The 17,704-nt window shown below is 69.9% G+C and carries 21 protein-coding genes, 1 tRNA gene and 1 pseudogene; 13 read left to right on the top strand and 10 right to left on the bottom strand.

The annotated features are described in order from the left end of the window. Window positions 1–102 precede the first annotated feature (102 nt). Window positions 103–795 carry a VTT domain-containing protein gene (locus PZB77_RS22685; RefSeq protein WP_275494458.1) on the top strand — a complete coding sequence of 231 codons (693 nt, stop codon included), beginning with the start codon at window positions 103–105 and terminating at the stop codon, window positions 793–795. 55 nt (window positions 796–850) lie between these two features. Here the strand turns inward: PZB77_RS22685 and PZB77_RS22680 are convergent, their stop codons facing one another. Continuing rightward, a complete protein-coding gene (locus tag PZB77_RS22680) occupies window positions 851–1,081 on the bottom strand; it encodes a DUF2277 domain-containing protein (protein ID WP_275494457.1) in 231 nt (76 codons plus the stop codon). 72 nt (window positions 1,082–1,153) lie between these two features. Next, window positions 1,154–1,369, bottom strand: a complete 216-nt coding sequence (locus tag PZB77_RS22675) for a hypothetical protein (protein WP_275494456.1) — start codon at window positions 1,367–1,369, stop codon at window positions 1,154–1,156. Between the two features lie 297 nt (window positions 1,370–1,666). Here PZB77_RS22675 and PZB77_RS22670 point away from each other — a divergent pair. Beyond that, window positions 1,667–1,816: pseudogene (locus PZB77_RS22670) on the top strand (excalibur calcium-binding domain-containing protein); the annotation flags it as partial. Window positions 1,817–1,927: 111 nt separating this feature from the next. On the opposite strand, the gene PZB77_RS22665 reads toward PZB77_RS22670, so the two are convergent. Together PZB77_RS22665 and PZB77_RS22660 are read right to left on the bottom strand one after the other, a co-directional pair. Next, entirely contained in the window at window positions 1,928–2,107 is a 180-nt protein-coding gene (locus PZB77_RS22665) for a hypothetical protein (protein WP_275494455.1), read from the bottom strand. A gap of 9 nt (window positions 2,108–2,116) precedes the next feature. After that, window positions 2,117–2,659, bottom strand: a complete 543-nt coding sequence (locus tag PZB77_RS22660; RefSeq protein ID WP_275494454.1) for a flavoprotein — start codon at window positions 2,657–2,659, stop codon at window positions 2,117–2,119. 132 nt (window positions 2,660–2,791) lie between these two features. On the opposite strand from PZB77_RS22660, the gene PZB77_RS22655 reads away from it, so the two are divergent. Further along, a complete protein-coding gene (locus tag PZB77_RS22655) occupies window positions 2,792–3,976 on the top strand; it encodes a helix-turn-helix transcriptional regulator (RefSeq protein ID WP_275494453.1) in 1,185 nt (394 codons plus the stop codon). A 129-nt stretch (window positions 3,977–4,105) separates the two neighbouring features. Beyond that, entirely contained in the window at window positions 4,106–4,327 is a 222-nt protein-coding gene (locus PZB77_RS22650) for a hypothetical protein (RefSeq protein ID WP_275494452.1), read from the top strand. Between the two features lie 736 nt (window positions 4,328–5,063). On the opposite strand, the gene PZB77_RS22645 is transcribed toward PZB77_RS22650, so the two are convergent. Beyond that, entirely contained in the window at window positions 5,064–5,915 is an 852-nt protein-coding gene (locus PZB77_RS22645) for a GIY-YIG nuclease family protein (RefSeq protein ID WP_275494451.1), read from the bottom strand. 121 nt (window positions 5,916–6,036) lie between these two features. Between PZB77_RS22645 and PZB77_RS22640 the strand changes: the two genes are divergently transcribed. Then, window positions 6,037–7,389, top strand: a complete 1,353-nt coding sequence (locus tag PZB77_RS22640) for a DNA cytosine methyltransferase (protein WP_275494450.1) — start codon at window positions 6,037–6,039, stop codon at window positions 7,387–7,389. Window positions 7,390–7,516: 127 nt separating this feature from the next. Then, the gene (locus tag PZB77_RS22635) at window positions 7,517–8,173 is read left to right on the top strand and encodes a very short patch repair endonuclease (protein WP_275494449.1); all 657 of its coding nucleotides are present in this window, start codon (window positions 7,517–7,519) and stop codon (window positions 8,171–8,173) included. A gap of 731 nt (window positions 8,174–8,904) precedes the next feature. Here the strand turns inward: PZB77_RS22635 and PZB77_RS22630 are convergent. Then, a complete protein-coding gene (locus tag PZB77_RS22630; RefSeq protein WP_275494448.1) occupies window positions 8,905–9,351 on the bottom strand; it encodes a GNAT family N-acetyltransferase in 447 nt (148 codons plus the stop codon). A gap of 9 nt (window positions 9,352–9,360) precedes the next feature. Then, on the bottom strand, window positions 9,361–10,527 hold the full coding sequence (locus PZB77_RS22625; RefSeq protein WP_275494447.1) for a helix-turn-helix transcriptional regulator: 1,167 nt from the start codon (window positions 10,525–10,527) through the stop codon (window positions 9,361–9,363). Window positions 10,528–10,628: 101 nt separating this feature from the next. On the opposite strand from PZB77_RS22625, the gene PZB77_RS22620 reads away from it, so the two are divergent. Together PZB77_RS22620 and PZB77_RS22615 are read left to right on the top strand one after the other, a co-directional pair. Continuing rightward, window positions 10,629–10,829, top strand: a complete 201-nt coding sequence (locus tag PZB77_RS22620) for a hypothetical protein (protein WP_275494446.1) — start codon at window positions 10,629–10,631, stop codon at window positions 10,827–10,829. Window positions 10,830–10,962: 133 nt separating this feature from the next. Next, entirely contained in the window at window positions 10,963–11,175 is a 213-nt protein-coding gene (locus PZB77_RS22615) for a hypothetical protein (RefSeq protein WP_275494445.1), read from the top strand. Between the two features lie 366 nt (window positions 11,176–11,541). Here the strand turns inward: PZB77_RS22615 and PZB77_RS22610 are convergent. Then, window positions 11,542–11,613: transfer RNA gene (locus tag PZB77_RS22610), tRNA-Val, on the bottom strand. A gap of 405 nt (window positions 11,614–12,018) precedes the next feature. Between PZB77_RS22610 and PZB77_RS22605 the strand changes: the two genes are divergently transcribed. From PZB77_RS22605 to PZB77_RS22585, 5 genes are all read left to right on the top strand, one after another. Beyond that, a complete protein-coding gene (locus PZB77_RS22605; RefSeq protein ID WP_275496170.1) occupies window positions 12,019–12,732 on the top strand; it encodes a DUF4097 family beta strand repeat-containing protein in 714 nt (237 codons plus the stop codon). Between the two features lie 70 nt (window positions 12,733–12,802). Next, the gene (locus PZB77_RS22600) at window positions 12,803–14,185 is read left to right on the top strand and encodes a hypothetical protein (protein WP_275494444.1); all 1,383 of its coding nucleotides are present in this window, start codon (window positions 12,803–12,805) and stop codon (window positions 14,183–14,185) included. Between the two features lie 230 nt (window positions 14,186–14,415). Then, window positions 14,416–14,856 carry a hypothetical protein gene (locus tag PZB77_RS22595; protein ID WP_275494443.1) on the top strand — a complete coding sequence of 147 codons (441 nt, stop codon included), beginning with the start codon at window positions 14,416–14,418 and terminating at the stop codon, window positions 14,854–14,856. Window positions 14,857–15,123: 267 nt separating this feature from the next. Beyond that, window positions 15,124–15,684, top strand: coding sequence for a DUF4383 domain-containing protein (locus PZB77_RS22590; RefSeq protein ID WP_275496169.1), 561 nt, complete (start codon window positions 15,124–15,126; stop codon window positions 15,682–15,684). 70 nt (window positions 15,685–15,754) lie between these two features. Beyond that, complete coding sequence (locus PZB77_RS22585; protein WP_275494442.1) at window positions 15,755–15,982, top strand: zinc ribbon domain-containing protein; 228 nt, start codon at window positions 15,755–15,757, stop codon at window positions 15,980–15,982. A gap of 147 nt (window positions 15,983–16,129) precedes the next feature. On the opposite strand, the gene PZB77_RS22580 is transcribed toward PZB77_RS22585, so the two are convergent. After that, complete coding sequence (locus PZB77_RS22580; RefSeq protein WP_275494441.1) at window positions 16,130–16,789, bottom strand: class I SAM-dependent methyltransferase; 660 nt, start codon at window positions 16,787–16,789, stop codon at window positions 16,130–16,132. 98 nt (window positions 16,790–16,887) lie between these two features. After that, a complete protein-coding gene (locus PZB77_RS22575) occupies window positions 16,888–17,685 on the bottom strand; it encodes an HAD family hydrolase (protein ID WP_275496168.1) in 798 nt (265 codons plus the stop codon). Window positions 17,686–17,704: the final 19 nt, after the last annotated feature.

Below are 17,704 nucleotides of genomic sequence, written 5' to 3'. Positions count from 1 at the left end.
CGGCCTACAGGTGAGTCGCAGGCGTACGCTGTACAGCTGGCCCTGCCGCTCCTGCCGCTCCCCTGCGACGTCGCGGCGTTGATACGAACCGGGGAGTAGGACGTGCTGGAGAGTGTGGGTGCACTGACGAGCAGCCCATGGGTCTACCTCGTGGTGGGCCTCTCGGTGCTGCTGGACGTGTTCCTCCCCATCCTCCCGAGCGGGGTCCTCGTCATCACGGCGGCCACCGCCGCCGCGGCCGGCTCGACCACGGTCGCCGGCGCACCGGGCGGGGCGACCCACGCGGTGCCCTCCCTGCTCTTCCTCGCGCTGAGCGCGGCGGCCGCCTCGGTCCTCGGCGACCTCGTCGCGTACCGCCTCGCGTGGCGCGGCGGCGAGAGGCTGGACCGCGCCATCGCCCGCTCCCGCCGCCTCACCTCGGCCCAGGAACGCCTCGGCGCGGCGCTCGCACGGGGTGGCGGCGCGCTCGTCGTGATCGCCCGGTTCGCCCCGGCGGGCCGCTCCGTGGTCTCCCTCGGCGCGGGGGCGGCGCACCGCAAGGTCAAGGAGTTCCTCCCCTGGTCGGCCGTGGCGGGGGTCGCCTGGGCCGGCTACAGCGTCGGACTGGGGTACTTCGGGGGCCAGTGGCTGGGCGCGACGTGGTTCGGTACGGCCGTCTCCGTCCTGGCCCTGTTCGTCGCGGGTGGTCTGGCGGCGATCGTGATGCGCCGCCCGGCGGCGGCAGCGCAGCAGGCGCTCGCGGAAGCGGCCGCCTCGGCCACGCCGGCTCCGGCCGCCCTCACCCCGGCCCCCTGAGCCCTCCTCTCCCCCCTCGCGGGCCCTCTTCTCCCGCCTCGCTCGTACACCTTGCTCAGCCGTGCGTGGCCGAGGCGGCGCCGCGCACCTCCAGTCCGTCGAGGAGCCGTTGCGTGGCGGCCGTGATCTCCTCCACGGCTCGGTCGAACACTTCCTGGTTGTGCGCGGCGGGAGCCCGGAAACCGGACACCTTGCGCACGAACTGCAGGGCGGCGGCTCTCATGTCCTCCTCGGAGGCCTCTTCGGGGAGGGCGGGCGGGCGCAGGGTCTTGATGCTTCGGCACATGCTTCCAGTGTGACTCGCACCACTGACATCGGCCCCGGCCCGCGGGCGGCGGACCTCACGGGCGCCGCAGGATCACGTCCAGGTGTCGAGGTCGCCGCCGCGCCACTCGATCAGGTCGGGCTGGTCGAGGTCGGCTCCCTCCCCGTCCGGTACGAGTCCGGCGGTCCGGAGCAGCGCGGCCACCTCGCCCCGGCCGTGGGCCAGACCCACGATCCGCCCGTGCACCGTCACTCTCCGCGCGCCGTTCGACGACGGCGGAAAGACGATCACGGGCGGGTGTTCGGCCATGCCTCCACGGTGCCCCGCCCCCGTCGCGGGCGCATCCCGGCAACGGGGCGAGCGCCTCGACCGCACGCATCCGTCGCACGGTGCGCGGCACCCTTTCCGCACGCTGCGTACCGCTCGGTTCACCCTGCGGCCAGGCGTACACCACCACCGGACGATACGGCTCCGCCCCCTCGGCGCCCCTGGTGACGGTCGGGCTCCTCCACTCACTCGGGGAACTCCGCAGATGTCCTTCCCGCCGCCCGTCCCCGAGTCCCCTCCGTACGCGCAGCGGCCGACGACAACACCACGACCACCTGTGCGAACTGCTCCGCCGTACGCGCAGCCGAAGCCGCCCGGATCCACCGGGGCGCGCCGGGGTACAGCTCCGACCTGGACCGCGACGGCGACGGGTCGCCTGCGAGTGACCTCCGGGGACTCCTGGGAGGCCTGCGGATGCCCTGCGGGTGAGTGACGGCCGCCCGGGAGGACATCCCTCGGTCGGACGCTCGGTCCGCGGGGGTCTTTGCAGGGGGGACGGACGTGGAGGCGGCAGGACCGGGACGGCGGGGGCGCCGCCGGTCAGGCCGCCTCCACCATGTCGACGTGCACCGCGGTCGCCCATTCGACCAGCAGGCGCTGATAGGTCTCTTCGGCCTCCGGCGACAGTCCTCCGCCCGAACACTGCCACAGAGCGCGGATGTCCGCGTTCACCGCGTCAGGTGACCGCACGGGAGCAGGCGCCGGAGTAAAAGTGGACATGCGTACAGATTACGGCGCCGAACTGACAACCGAGTCCACGGCGTCCAGCGCACGGGCCCACGGGAAGCCCTCGGGCCGTCCCTCTCCGGGGGGGTTGGGCTCGAATCCGCCGGGCCCGAAGAGCACCGTCACGCCCGCCTCGCGCAGCGTCTCCAGAGAGCGTCCGAACTGGGGATGCCGCACGTAGGCGGCGTTTGCACAGGGCATGGTCACCATCGGTATGCCCTTGCCGGTGCCCTCCGCGACCACCCCGACGACGAAGCTCGAAGTGATGCCGAGCGCCCATTGGTTGAGCGTGTTGAACGTGGCGGGCGCGACGAGAATCACATCCGCCGGAGGCCACACGTCGGAATCTCCGGGCATCTTGTATGTGGATCGCACCGGATATCCGGTCGCCTCCTCCAGTGCGGGCAGTTGGGGTGCGAGCCACCGCGCGGCCGTCGGAGTGAGGCCCAGGCAGACGTCCCATCCACGCGCCTGCGCCTCTTTCACGACGGGTAATACGTCGAACACCGGGGGGGCAGCAGAACAGAACACGTACAGAGTCGTCATGCAGGCCATACCACCCCGCACTCCTCGCTGGACGCAACCGCCCCCGGAACGAGTGGTATCGCCGCCGATGCCCCGCGCGCTCACAGTCGGCACGGGTACCTTCCCGGTGACTCGCGCAGAAACGGAGAACGCATGCCCAGCCAGGTCGGCGAGCACACCGGCACCCGCATCAAGGAACAGCGCAGGCTGGCCCGGTTGACCCAACGTCAACTGGCAGCGCGACTGCCCTACTCGTACAGCCTGCTGAACCAGGTCGAGTGCGGTGCCAAACCGGCGAACCTCGACTTCGTGGCGGCGGTGGCCCAGGTGCTGCGGATCGACGTGTCGGTGCTGACGGGCCAGCCCTACGTCACCGAGCTCCAGCAGGACCGGCTCACCGAGTTGATAAGGCCCATCCGCGAGGCACTGGACCTGTACGACCTGGGCCCCGACGAGTCCGTCCCGGAGCGCTCGCACCAGCAGCTGATCGAGGCGGCCCAGCACCTGTGCGTACTGGTGCGCGCCACGCATCTGCGCAACGCGGCCCGTACGTTGCCCTCGACCATCACCGAACTGACCTCGGCCGCCTGGCGTTCGGGCTCCTCCGACCTGTGGCGGGCCCTCGCCTCCACGTACCGCACGGCGCACGACGTGAGCGTGAAGCTCGGCTACTACGACCTGTCCGCCGTGGCGCTGGACCGGATGGACTGGGCGGCCCGGCGGGCCTCCGACCCGTGCCTGTCGGCGATCCGCCAGTACATGCGGGCGCTGGTGTACTTCCGGGAGGGCGAGTACCGGATCGGGCAGCGGCTGATCACCTCGGGCCACGAGATCGTGGCCGCCGCCGGGAAGAGCCGGGAGGCGGTGGCCGTACGGGGTCAACTCCACCTCGGCGCCTCGGTCATCGCCGCCCGCGCGGAGCAGCAGACGCTCGTGGACTCCCACATCGCGGAAGCCACCCGGTGTGCTGAACACACGGGTGAGGCGACCCGGATCCACTGGCTCTCCTTCGGTCCGACCAACGTGGCGATGCACCGGATGTCGGCGGCGATCGAGATGCGTCAGTACGACGACGCCATGGCCCAGGCCCAGGGGATCAAGCTCCCGGCCGGCCTCGCCACTTCGCGGCGGGCGCACTTCCTCATCGACCGGGCACGCTGCGAGATGGAGACCGGCCACACCGAGGCGGCGCTCGGTTCCCTCGCCGACGCCCGGCACGCCGCTCCGGAGCAGACCCGCTACCATCCGGGGGCCCGTGAGACGATCAAAGGCCTGGTGCACCTCTCGCGCCGCACCCCGGACTCGCTCGGCCACATGGCCACCTGGATCGGCCTCTGAGCCGCCGACGTCCCCGTCACCGCCCGTGTGAGAGCGCTCACGGATCTGTGAGCGTTCCGTCCCCCGGCGCCCGTCATGCTGACGACACCTGATGCATGACCACACGATCCATGACGACACGGGGATGCCATGACTGTGAGGAACCTGCCGCCAGTATCCGAACTGACCGAACAACAGCAGCGGGGCTGGTCGTGCGTCTGGTGCGCGGCGCCCCTGTCCACGGGCACCGCCCTCAACCTCGGAGAGCAGCGCCACCAACCCGCCTTCGGCGCGCCCTACTGGTGGTTCCCGCGCGCCTGCCCCGACGCCCGCGCCTGCGCCACACGCGAGGGCAGCAGCGACCGCCACTGAAGAGCGTCCCGCACCCCGGGCGGGACCCCTTCAGCGGCGCCGGGCCCTTCACCGGGCCCACCGGGTCGGCCGCGTCCGCTTCGTCCGCCGAGTCGACCGAGACGGCCTAGACGGCCGATTCAGCCGAGACGGCCCGTGCGAGCCGGGACGTTCCCCCACGCCCCGGCCCTCCCCCTTCGCACGGCCCGCTATCCCTGCTTGCGCAGCCTCCGCAGCGCCGCCCTCGCCTCCGCCTGCTTACGCCGCGCCACTTCGTACGGCGACCAGGCACCCTGGTGCAGATGACACCGCGAGGTCCCCGTCATCGCCTCTCTCGCGCATCGGGTCCTGCGCTGCGTCAGCGCCCCGCATCTGGTCCGCGCCATCCGTCCCACCCCTCCCTCGCCCCGCGATCACCGTCGCCCCGCTCACCGGCGCGCTTCCCCCGCGCCACGACCAGGCTCCCCGCGTCTCCCACGGTGCCCGAGGCAACTGTCCCGACGGCAGGCGCACATGCCCCGGCAGAGGCGCGCCCGCTCACTGGTGGGGCGCAGGGGGTGCGCAGGCCGGGCGGATCGACGGAGGGGTTTGTGGCGGCCGACCGCGGCATTTCCCCTGAGGGCGAGAGTTCGACCTCACGGCGCCGGAGAAGCGCTCTCGGCCTGAGGGCGCCCTGGGCAGCGGGGCATGCTCCACCCCCTTACGATCGGCCGATCACCGCGCTGACCACGGATGACAGAAGACCCAATTGCGAGATCTAACTTTCGTCCTCCGTGTCGAATTCTTCGACGATCTCGGCCCGTTCCAGGTCGATTTCGGGTTCAACATCGACAACAGAACCATTGCGATAATACCGCCAAGCACTGGGATAGTCGCGCTGCCCTTCCGGATACATGATCGCGTAGCCGTGCAACACTGCGATCTGCCACTCATCGGTAATGGTGCCACCGATGATAGAGAAGAGATCTCCAGCACTGAGATCAACGTCTGGAACGCTGACTTCTCTGTCGCCCATGGGGCCTAGAACCTTGATCGCATAGCGGAAATTGTATGGCAGCGACTTCTTGACATCCGCAAGCAATTGACGCAGGGGCATGTTGCCCGTCTTCACGCCAGGAATAATTCGATCCAGGTCTATCGGATGCTTGACATCAAAGTGATTCACCTTGATCACGGTGTCGTCCCGCCGACGCCCGGGGTCATTATTACCGAACCCATTAGTGTTCCAAGGAATTTCTCCTTGTTCGCGATATTTCGCGATCAATAGCTTTTCTGGAGCCACTGCGGGAAAATCCTCATCAACATACAAGCAGACGAATCGCATCTCTCCAATGGAGATATTTCTCCGCCCGGAAATCTTCCGAAGGTGCTTCCCTATGCGCTGCGGAAGGTTCTTGTCGGCCTTGCCCACGTAGACGAACCGCTCACCGTGATGCAGTTGGTAGATGCCCCCACGGCGCTCAAGCTCCTCAAGGGCTCCCGCCGAGAGGGGGGCGGGATCCAGTTCCTCCAGGGCCTGGGCGAGTTGATCCTTCAAGGCCCGTGTAATGCTCAGTCTGAAGTCCGCGCGGTGCGAACCCCCGCCATCCGGCTTGGATTGCTGCGCCATCCGTGTCCCACCTCTCATACGGCCGCTTGACCAGCCGAACCGTACGCCCCTCCATGATCACAAGCCCCCCGGTTCAGGCAAAGTCGTTTCAAGATTTTCTCCTCCGCGGTATGCTTCCGCTATGGTTGAGCAGCGAAAAGACGTCACACGTAGCCGCACGAGCGTCGAGCTGTTCGCGGGTGGTGGCGGTCTAGCCATGGCAGTCCACCAGGCCGGCTTTCGCCCGCTCCTCTTCAATGAGTTCAACCCTCGCGCTTGCGAGACGCTCGAAGCCAGTGCGACGAGGACGCTCGGTGTCGACGGCGTCGTACGCACGGAGGACAGGAAGCCCTCCGCTCCGGCTCCTGGCGAGCCGACACCGCTGTACGCGGGTGATGTGCGCGACTTGGACCTCAGCGCGCTTCGTGGGCAGGTGGACGTCCTCGCCGGGGGCCCGCCGTGTCAGCCGTTCAGTGCCGGAGGCGTCGCCAAGGGGGACGAGGACAAACGGAACATGTTCCCCGCCATGTTCAAAGCCGTACGCGAGATGCAGCCCAAAGCCATCATCTGCGAAAATGTACGTGGCTTGCTACGTCCGTCCTTTCGTGAATACTTCCAGTACATCCAGCGAGAGTTGCAACTTCCATTCGTTGAGCGAGACGACAGCGATGAGTGGCAAATTCACAACGCCCAACTCGAACGCCTCCTCAAGCAACGACCGGAAAACGATGGAGACGACCAGCGTTATCGAGTGGTCCAAGTTTCCGTTAATGCAGCCAACTACGGCGTCCCTCAAATTCGTCACAGGGTCGTACTGATTGGATTCCGAGCGGATCTAGGCGTCGACGTCGACGCCTTCGAAAAATACGTCAATACACCTCAATACTCCGCCGCCGCCCTCTTTCGGTCGTTGAAAGACGACGACAGCGAATACTGGCGTCGCCACTCGTATGTGCCGGATGTCGTTCGAGAGCGCGTCCAAGCCAACCTTCCGCCCGTCATCGAGGAGGATGACTGCGCCCCTTGGCGAACACTTCGCGATGCCATCCAGGGACACGGAACCGGGGAAACGCTGCCCGCTCTTCCTCCTGTCGACCTCACAAAGCTCGATCGTAAGACTGAGCAAGCAAGTCACCTGGGCATTGCCGATCACATCGGCTGGCCGGATGCTCGCATCTACAAGGGGCACACGCCCAACGAGCTCGATCGCCCCGCGAAGACGGTCAAGGCGGGAGTTCACGGCGTACCCGGCGGGGAGTCGGTGATGCTACTTGACGAACGGGAACCGGACTCCGGTGCGACCGGCGGTTGGCGCTACAAGCACCGGTATATGACGGTGCGTGAGACAGCTCGCGTGATGACGTTCCCGGACGAGTGGCACGGCGCCGGGCCGCGTGGGGAAAAAATGCGCCAATTGGGAAACGCCGTACCTGTGACTCTCGGCGAATTTTTCGCGAAGGCCGTCGCAGACGGGCTTCAAAGCGCGGGACACTGATAGAAAAGTGGAGAAGCACTGCAGCGGTTGGAATGAGAAACTCCCCACTGAGCGCGCATACAAGCACCTCAAGGGCGTTTCACCCGTAACCGAGCAAGACCGGGCGGCCGGAGGCCGACACCGACGCATGGTCGCCTTGGGGGATGGTCAATTTGCCAGGGCTTCGGTATCGCTGAGACTCTACAAAAGAACCAGAAGGATTCGCGCCGTTCTCCGTTGGTCCGACGCGGGCAAGTCGCCTGAGATCTATCTGGGCGAAGTATCTGGAAGCACCCGCCAGGCAAACCTACGCGTGGCCTGGCAACGCGCCTGGGACCGAGGCCTACTCACCGAGGAGCCCTTGCCCCCCGAGTCCCGAGCATCCTCCCGCGAGGTCCGCGCCGTCATGCGTGCGAATCGCAGTAAGGATACAAAGCCGGAACTCGCCCTGCGTTCCCTGCTCCATGCTAAAGGCCTGCGATACCGCGTGGATGCTAGCCCACTCCAGGGCATACGTCGGCGGGCAGACGTGGTTTTTCCCAGAGATAAGCTGGCGGTCTTCGTAGATGGTTGCTTTTGGCATGGATGCCCCCTACATCTGCGCCCGGCCAAGACGAACGCAGCGACTTGGGCTGCGAAAATCGAAGAAAATCAAGCTCGTGACGCTCACACCAATGAGCTCTTGCGTGCGGCCGACTGGACAGTAATCAGAGTGTGGGAACACGAGGATCCAGCAGTAGCTGCGGAAATGGTGAGCAAGACGCTGTCGCGTCTGCGCGGAAGAGGACAGGCCAGCGGTAGCTGAACCGTACGCACTCCTCACATTTCGCGCGGTTCGGGCCTACTGGCGGCGAATCAGAGTGAGGGTGGTGCGGCCGCTGATATCAGAAGTGGATGCCGAAGGCCCTCAACCAGGATCGGTTGAGGGCCTTCGCGCTGGTGGGCACGGACGGCTTCGAACCGGCGACATCTGCTCCGCGACTGACCACCACGCCCCCGTACGGCCTCGCGCCGGGCGGGGGCGATTCGTCATGTCGGACCTGCACTCCTGTCCTGCGAAGATGCGCGAGAAGTAACAGGATCCTGCGGCATCGCGCTCCTCGCCTCGAGGAGCCGGCATCGAGCTGCGGGGCGCGAAAAACCTGCGGCGACCGGGACGGGTCAGTGACGCCGGAAGGGGACCCGCTCTGGCCGGCATACCTCGCACGCCGGTATCCCGAGCTGTGTCTTACCGGGAGAGCGGGCGCATCTCGCCGCCTCGGCCCAGCAGTCGCCGCAGTGCACCGATTCGGGGCCGCCGAGCCCAATCCGGGCGATGCCCCAGGCTGGCGGCGCGGGCGCACGCGGCACCTTCGCGGCAGGCGCGGGGGGAGGCACTCCGGCGCGTCTGCCGCCGCTCGGCTGCCACGATCGCCCGCTCGACCTCGGCGAATGCGAGCGTGGGTGAGGTGCGGAAAACGCGTGGCCGGGCGGCATTCGATGGCAAAAATGGACACCCGCTCGGGTCTACGACCGTGGGGAAGCCGAGCATTCCCCTCAGACGCTGACCCGGTAGAAGACCTTCCCCGCGAGCTGGGCTACGCCGAGCGCTTCGTACAGGGCGAGCGCACCGGGGTTGTCCGCGTCGGCCGTCCACTCGACGCGCGAGCACCCAGTCTCGGCGGCGATCCCCTTAAGGGCATCCATAAGCGCGCGGGCCACACCGCGGCGCCGGGCCGTCGCGCGCACGAACAGTTCCTTCAGGTAGAGCGACGAGTCCGCTCCGGCCGCCGGCCAGAGGTATGTGTAGCTGGCCATCCCGAGGACGTCGCCGCCGGCCCGGGCGAGCAGCACCGTGGCGTGCGGGCGTGGGCCGAAGAGGGCGGCACGGATCTGTGCCGGATCACCCGGGGCCGGGTCGCCGCCGTAGTGCTCCTCGATCTCGCCGAGGATCGCGGAGATCGCCGCGGTGTCCGCGTCCGTTGCCGGGCTGATTTCCACCATGCGCTGTCCCTACTTTCCAGGGGGCAGCGCCAGGATCTCGCGCAGCACCCGCACCTCTGACACCGCTCGTGCCTCAGGCACCCTAGCTGCGACGTCGGCGGCTCGGTAGATGATCAGCGCGGAGCGGTGCGACGGCGGCAGGCCGACCACGGTGGTCGTCGCTCTCCGCGCGGCCCCGGCGGCGTCGCCCTCGATGGCCAGGCACATGGCGAGGTCGAGATCGATCAGCGCCCGGCCCATGTGGTCCGCCGCCGGGTACAGCTCCAAGGCGCGCGCGTGCTCCTCACGCGCGCGCTCGACGACGCCGAGGTGGGTCCACGCGTTCCCGCTGTGGAATCGCAGCTGCGACTCGGAGTACCCGAAGGCACTGGCGGTCCGGGCCGTCTCGGGCAGCCGCTCCAACCCGTGCTCGGCGCGGTGCAGTGCGTCCGCCGCGGCGTCGGGCCGCGCGAGGAGAGCTGCCGCGCGGGCCTCCAGCGGGGCGGCAAGCGCCGGGCCGACGCACGGGAGGCCGCCGGCCAACTGCTGCGCGCGGCACGCCAGCTCGACAGCGCCATGTATGTCCCGGCTGTAGAAGAGCTGATATGCCTCCTGCGCGTAGATCCACGACAACGTCGCCCGATCCTCAGCCGCAGCCGCCGCGCTCCGGCCCGTCCGCCACCACGCCCGCGACCGTGCATCGCCCACCTTCAACAGCGTCAGGGCCATCAGCCCGGACATCTGGGCTACGGCAATCAGCAGGCGCTTCCTCGTCGGCGGGGACTGGCGGCCGGTCAGGCGGAGCCGTAGGTCTGTGAAGTCCGCGAGCAGCTCGGGCAGCAGCTCAGCCTCCGCCCGGTACCGGGTTGCGCGACCGTGTCGGGCCACCGTGTACTCGACCTCGGCCAGGCCCTCCCCGGTGAGCGCGCTGGTGGCGAACTCTTCCGCGAGGCCTCGCTGGAGCCCGTCCGCCTGGTCGAGCGGGTCGGCGCCCGGCCGCTGCTCGGCCAGCGCGGCCAACTCCCCACCAGCGTCGAGGACGTCATCGAGGGCGCGGGCGATGTCCGGTGTCGGCCGGCGCTTCCCCAACTCCAGGTCCGAGACGTACGACTTGCCGCAGGACGCGAGCTGGGCAACGTCCCGGATCGACCGCGCGCCGCGGAGTCGACGTAACGCCTGGCCGAAGGTCTCGCTCATCAGGATGCTCTCCCACGCTGTCCGCGCTGTCCGCACGGCTGCGGACACTGGCGGACACGGCATCTCTGGGCATCACGGTCCGCATCGGAAACGCTACTCGTATGCGCACGCAGCCGACGCCCGAACCCGAGACGCTCTCCGACCCGCAGCAGCGCGGAGCCGACTGTGTCTGGTGCGCGGCGCCGCTGACACCGGGCGACGCTCACGACCTCGGGCCCCGACCCGACCCGGCGTACGGCGGCTCCCTCGTCACCTGGTTCCCGCGCTGCTGCCTCACCTGTTGGGAAGGACAAACCCGATGACCACCGAGACGTTGACCCCCGGAGACCGGGCATACCGCGCATGGATATTCCACACCGAGCGATGCGCGACCTGCCGGGCCGGGCGGGCCTGCCCCACCGCAGTGGCGCTCGGCCGGGCATGGAGAGCTGCCCGGTGAGCTTCCCCAGGTACTGCGTGTACTGCGACCACACGATCCTCGGCAACGCGATCATCGCCGTCGAAGGGCACTCCGCGTCCGGCGCCCGCGAGGACTCGTACGCCCATCCGATGGGCGACCCGGAGTGCACCGCCAGGCAGGCCGCACCGTCGATCCTCCACCAAGCGCTCGACGAGGCACCGGCACCGCAGCCAAGACGAGGGCGTTAGCTCTCTCGCGCCGGGGTGGCGAGGGGGACGCGGAAAGCGTCGGCGATGGGGAGCGGGCGCTCCGCCCTGCAATCGTCCGAGTGCGGGGCGGTTTACCGTGAGCAGCAGAAGGCCCCACCGACCGTGCGGCGGGGCTGCGCCCGTGGGCCGAGCCTCCCCGCCGGGACCCCACATCTTCTGGGGGGCGCGGCTCAGGCGCGCGTGGGGAGGCGGACCTGCCCGTGCCGTGCGCAGCACTCTACGGGCGACGAGAAGCCGTGATCATTCAGCGATGTGGACTCTTAGTGGACTCCGGGCGCGAGAAAGCCCCCAGCCGAGTACGGCTGAGGGCTAAAAACCAGGCTCTCACCTGGCTCTTGTCCTCGGTGGGCGCGGACGGTTTCGAACCGCCGACATCTGCTTTGTAAGAGCAGCGCTCTACCCCTGAGCTACGCACCCGTGGACGAAGGAACAGCGTACATGGCGTCCGGGTCCGGTTCGTACACCGATTCCCCGCCGCCGCAGGTCCCCGGTGTGGAGCGGGGTGCGACGCCGCACAGCGCCCTCTCCGGGCTCGCACGCGGGGCCGGATACGGGGGTTAGCCCTACCCCGGAACCGGTGGGCGGCCTCATCGTGGGTGACGGCGGGGCTGCATAACGTGAGGGTGGCCGGGGGAGCCGCCCCGGTGAGCACGTCACCGCACCGCGCACCTCTGGGGGACCGAACCCGTGGACCACACCACCGGCACGCCGTACGCACACCGACGCGCCGCTCTCCCGCGCACCCCACGGGGCACCGGCCACCGACGCGCCACTCGTCGGCGCGCTGCCTTCCTCGCTGCCGCCGGCGCGCTCGTCGTCGCCGTGACGGTCAGCGGTTGCGGTGGGGGCGCGGACGTGGAGGGGGCGCCGGTGGAGCACAAGTCCTTCGCCCTCGGGGGGAAGACGCTGACGATCGACGCGTCGAACACTTCGCTGGAGCTCGTGCCGGCCGATGTGGACCGGGTGGAGGTGGAGCGGCAGACGGACGGGTGGGTGATGTTCGGGACCGGGCCCGATCCGGTCTGGAAGATGGAGGACGGCACTCTCACGCTCGCCGTGAAGTGCACCGGGGTGATCAGCGACTGCACGGGCCGGCACACGGTGCGGGTGCCGCGCGGGGTGGCGGTGAAGGCGTCGGGAGACAACGGGAAGGTGACCGCGTCGGGATTCGACACCAGGCTGGAGTTGTCCTCCGACAACGGTGGGGTGGCGGTGCGGGACGCCGGGGGCGAGCTGAAGTTGTCGAGCGACAACGGTTCCATCGACGCCGACGGGATCTCGGGCCCGTCCGTGGTGGTCGGCTCGGACAACGGGTCGGTCCGGCTCCGGTTCGACGCGGCGCCGGATCTGCTGGACGTGACCACGGACAACGGGGGCGCCCGCATCGAGCTGCCCGGAAGCGGGACCGCGTACGCGGTGGACGCGAAGGCGGACAACGGGCACGTCTCCGTCGACGTGCCGCGCAGCGACGCCAGCCCGCACGTGGTGAAGGTCCGCAGCGACAACGGGGAAGTCAGCCTCCGAACCGCGAACTAAGCGGCCCGGGTATTCGTCATGACTGGTGGGAGAATGGACCGGGCAGAGGCGAACGGCACGGGAGAGGCATGTGACGGCGACAGACGCGCGTCCGAGCACGAAGGGGAAGGCCACCGGAGGCCGGACCGCCGCCACGCTTCGGGACGCCGTCGCGCTGATGTTGCTGCCTCTGCCCCTGCTCGCCGCCGCATTGCCCGGCGCATTCGCCGGGGGCGGTACGCGCCGCTGGTTCGGCGGACGGGACGAGAGCCGGAGGGCGGACGCCCAGGCCGCGAAAGACGCCGCCGCCGAGGCCTTCTACGAGCTGGACAGCGCCCAGCGCGATCTCGAGATCTCGGTCGAGACCATCACGGCCGTGGACAGTTCCCCGCGTGCCCGTCAGGCCGTCGAGGACTTCGCGGCCCTGGGGCGCCGCATCGACGAGGTCAGTCACGCCTACATCACCGCCGTCGACGCCCACGATCTGGACCGGGACGGTCTGGAGCCGTCCGTCGCTGACCGTGCCACCACCGAGCTGACCAGGGCCAAGGACGATCTCGTACGGGTCAAGGGCGAGCTCGACCGGTACGCGCGGGGACTCGGCCCCCTCCTCGGCAGCGCCGAGACCCAGCTCGCCCGGCTGGCGCCGGCCGTGGAGCGGGCGCGCCAGGCGCTGCTGGGGGCCACCGGTGCCCTGGACGGGGTACGGGCCTCCGGGTTGAAGGCCGACGACCTCGCGGCGCGGCTCGCCGCCCTCGCCCCCGAGCTGACCAAGCTCAACCAGGGCGCGGGCCGGCACGGTGTGGCCGAGACGTTGCAACGCGCCGACCAGGTGGTCCGCGAGGCCGAGGCGATACGCACGGAGGCCGAGCGGCTGCCGGAGCGGGCTGCCGAGATCGACCGCAGGCTGGTGTCGTTGCGTACCCGCGCCCAGGCCCTGACCACGCGGACCAGTGGGGTGGAGCCGATACTCAGCGAGCTGCGGCGTCGATTCTCGGCGGAGTGCTGGCAGGACCTCCAGCACGTGCCCGAGCAGGCCGCGCGGGATGTCCGCCAGGCGGAGGAGAAGCTGGCGGAGGCCGTCACGGCCCGGCGGGAGCAGAGCTGGCCCGATGCCACCGCACGGCTCGGCACGGTCCGCGCACTGCTCAACCACGCGGATGAGGCGGTGTCGGCGGCCGGTGAGCGGTTGCGGCTGCTGGACGCCGTGGCGAAGGACCCGAAGAAGGAGATCGAGCGGACCCGGTTCGCCGTCCGGGACGCCCAGCGCCTCGCCATGACCGGGCGCAGCACCCCCGATCCGCGTCATGCCGGACCCCTGGACAGCGCGGTGGCCCGGCTGGACCGTGCGATCGCCGCCCTGGAGGCCCGTCACCCCGATTACTGGCACTTTCTGACCGAGACGGAAGCCGTCCGGCAGTCGGCGGCCAGGGTCGTGTCGGACATCCGCGAAGGACTCGGCTCCGGCGCCTGACGGTGGGCGGACCGTGCGTTCCACCTAGAAGCCGGGGCGCCAAGAAACGGGAGTATCAAGAGGCCCGGGTGCCAAGAAGCCGGGGCGCCAAGAAGCGGGAGTGCCAGGGAGTCTGAGCGCCGAGAAGCCGGGGTGCCAGGGAGCGGGGGCCGTCGGTGGGCGGGCCGTCGAGCAGCCGGGCCCGCCGACCTGGTGCACGGGCCGGTGGCCGGGCAGGCTACTTTGCTCGGGTGAGTCTCCTTGATGATGTGGCAGAGCGCGACGGCTGGCGTTGCTGGGTGTGCGACGAACCGGTCGACCCCGGCATGTCGGTGAACGACGCGCGGGGCCCAAGCGTGGACAGCCGGACCGCCGACCGGAAGGCGAAGGTGGCCGAGCGGCTCGCGCACCGCGGCTGCAACACCCGCAAGGGTGCGGTCAAGGTGGTCATCGCCTGGCCGGACCACCTGTACGTGGCCGATCCCGCGCCGTTGATCGCTGTCGCCGAACGGCTGGAGCGCAAGGGCGGCCGCGAGATGGTGGGCCGCTGCCCGAGCGAGCGGGACGCCCAGGAGGCGGCGGACTGGCTGGAGGACCGGTTCTCCCGGCTGGTACCGGGGCTGCCGGTGACCGCCGGCATCCAGGCGGGCGGCGGCCAGTTCCTCGTCGTCCTGACCGCCGGCCGCCGCTGACCGGACGCCTTCCGGCCCTCTCGGCGCTTCGCCCCGCCCGTCACGACTTGTCCCGATCCGTCCACGGGCAGATGCTGGTACTGATCCGTACGCCGGTGCGAACCAGGGGGCCGCCCGGCCCTCCGGCCGCGAGGGCCGTGGGAGCCGCACGAAGCCGTGGCACCCGCGCGAAGTCTCCCTGAGCCCGAGCGGGCACCGGTGCGTACCTCCGAGGAGGCCGCCATGACGTCCGTGAAGCCCGAGGGGCCCATCAAGCCCGAGAGGCCCATGAAGCCCACGCCTCTGCACGCCCGTCTCAACGAGGAGCTGCCCGTCGACCACCGTCTGAGCCGGGTCTACCGGATCGGCGCCGGGCTGATGGGGCTCGTGCTCCTCGCCTTCGGCATCTTCGGTCTGATCGACAGGATCGGCATCTTCGACACCGGTGGCGACACGGTCGCCGGCCTCAACACCAACGGCGCGCTCAGCATCCTCTCCATTTGTGTGGGACTGCTGCTCTTCGGCGGGATGCTGGTGGGCGGCAACAAGGCGTCCACCCTGAACATGACGATCGGCGTCCTCTTCATCGCCAGCGGCTTCGTGAACCTGGCCCTGCTGGACACCGGTCTCAACTTCCTCGCCTTCGAGATGCCGAACGTGCTGTTCAGCTTCATCGTCGGGCTGATGCTGATGTTCTTCGGGATGTACGGGCGGGTCAGCGGCGGGCTTCCGCACGACAACCCGTACTGGCGGGCCCGCCACCCCGAGGAGGCCGCGCGCGAGGACCGCGCCCGCTCCGACCGGCCCCGGTTGATGCCGGGCAGCACGCGGCCCCAACCGCACGCGTAGGGCAGCACGCGTAGGGCAGCACGCCCGAGGACGGGTCCCGGTGACGGGCCCGCCGCCCTACTCTTGGTCCATGCCTCGTTACGAGTACCGCTGCCGCACCTGCGGAGACACCTTCGAGCTCAGCCGTCCGATGGCCGAGTCCTCCGATCCCGCCGCGTGCCCCGCCGGGCACGACGACACCGTCAAGCTCCTCTCCGCCGTCGCCGTGGGCGGTTCCTCCGCCTCGTCCGGCCCGGCGCCCGCCCCGGCGGCCGGTGGCGGAGGGGGCGGCTGCTGCGGCGGAGGCTGCTGCGGCTGACGCAGGACGGGTCCGGTCCCCCGGGGGTGTCCGACGGCTCACGGCAGGAGGGTCGCGACGCCCGGCCCGTCCTTGATCCGCCGGCCCCCTCGCGGCCGTGGCCGCGGGGGGACCCGTGGGCGTGGTGGCGCGGCCCGAGCCCGGGGCTCAGAGCTTCCGCGACAGCGTCAGCCCGTCCGCGACCGTGAGCAGGACGCTGTCCATCCGGCGGTCGGCGAGCACGTGCTCGTTGAACGCCTGGATGGCCGCCGTCGCCCCCGTCGCGTGCGGGTCCACGACACTGCCGTGGAAAAGGGTGTTGTCGGCCGCGATCAAGCCGCCCGGGCGCATCCGGGGCACCAGCTCCTCCCAGTACGCGACGTAGTTCTCCTTGTCCGCGTCCAGGTAGGCGAAGTCGATCCGCGGCTCCGCGGGCAGAGCGCGCAGGGTGTCGAGCGCGGGGGCGATGCGCAGGTCGATGCGGTCCGCGACCCCGGCCTTCTCCCAGGCGGCCCTGCCGTACGCCGTCCACTCCTCCGACACGTCGCAGGCGATGAGCCGCCCGCCCGGCGCCAGCGCCCGGGCGATCGACAGGGCGCCGAAACCGGTGTAGGTGCCGACCTCCACGGCGAGCCGGGCGTTGGTCAGCCCGGTCAGGAAGGCGAGGAGCGGGCCCTGTTCCTCGGCCGACTGCATGCCGGCGCTCTCCGGCAGTTCGGCGTACGTGGTCGCGACGAGCTCCCGCTGGACGGGGTCCAGCGGTGGGTTGTGCGCCAGTACGTAGGCGTACAGCTCGTCGGTCATGCGGGTTTCGTTGCCCTTGGTCATCGTGCGCAGCTCCTGGGGCCGAGGTCACGGGGTCCTGCCGGTCGGACCCCAGCTTGCCCAACGGGACCCGCGGACGCAGCGGTTTCGAGCGACCGGGCTCAGCCGCGGGCCGCTGCCAGGAACCTGCGCAGGATCTCCTCCCCGGCGAGGACGCCCTGCTCCCGCAGGGCTACGACGCCGCTGGTGTTCCACCCGGTGTCGGCCAGCTCGCCGTGGCCGGGGCGCCAGGCGAGGTCGGTGCTGAGCAGCAGGTCGGCGTCGAGGAGCGAGTCGCCGGCGGAGAGGGTGAGGTCGGCTCCGGCTCGCCGGGCGACCTCGCGGACCGCCGCGCTCTTGGTGAGCGGCCGGGGGACCGCGTAGATCTTGCGGCCCTGGAGGGAGACGGTCCAGCCGCGCGGACCGGCCCAGTCGACGAGCTCCTTCACCCAGCCCTCGGGGAGCAGGGAGCGTTCGACGACGAGGTAGGCGAACAGGTCCTCGGCGACGCGGTCCTTCAGCAGCCAGGCGGGGTCGGCGGCGGCCGCGAGATGGGCGCGGACCTCGGCGAGCGGGGCGCATTCGCCGGCGATCCGTTCCAGGACCCCGGCGTGCCAGTCGGGGTCGGACTCCCCGTCGACGAGGAGGTGACCGCCGTTGGCGACGACGGCGTAGGCGGGCGACGGGCCGGGGAGACTGATGCGGTGGTACTGCTCACGGGTGCGGGTCGTGGTCGGTACGAAGACCGTGGTGCGGCCCAGCTCCTTCAGGAGTCCGGCAGCGGTCTCGGTGACGTAGGAGAGCGGCTTGTTGTCGTACACCTCCACGCAGAGCAGCCGGGGCGCGTCGGCGTCCGGCATGGTGAGCTGGAGGGCGCCCGTCGAGTAGATGAGGGTGCGGTCGAGATCGCTGGCGACCATCGCCACGGGGGCTGTCCCC

The organism is Streptomyces sp. AM 2-1-1, from assembly GCF_029167645.1.
Classification (GTDB): Bacteria; Actinomycetota; Actinomycetes; order Streptomycetales; family Streptomycetaceae; genus Streptomyces.
Note: the sequence above shows the minus strand (reverse complement) of the source record. Positions and strands in the feature narration are given on the sequence as shown.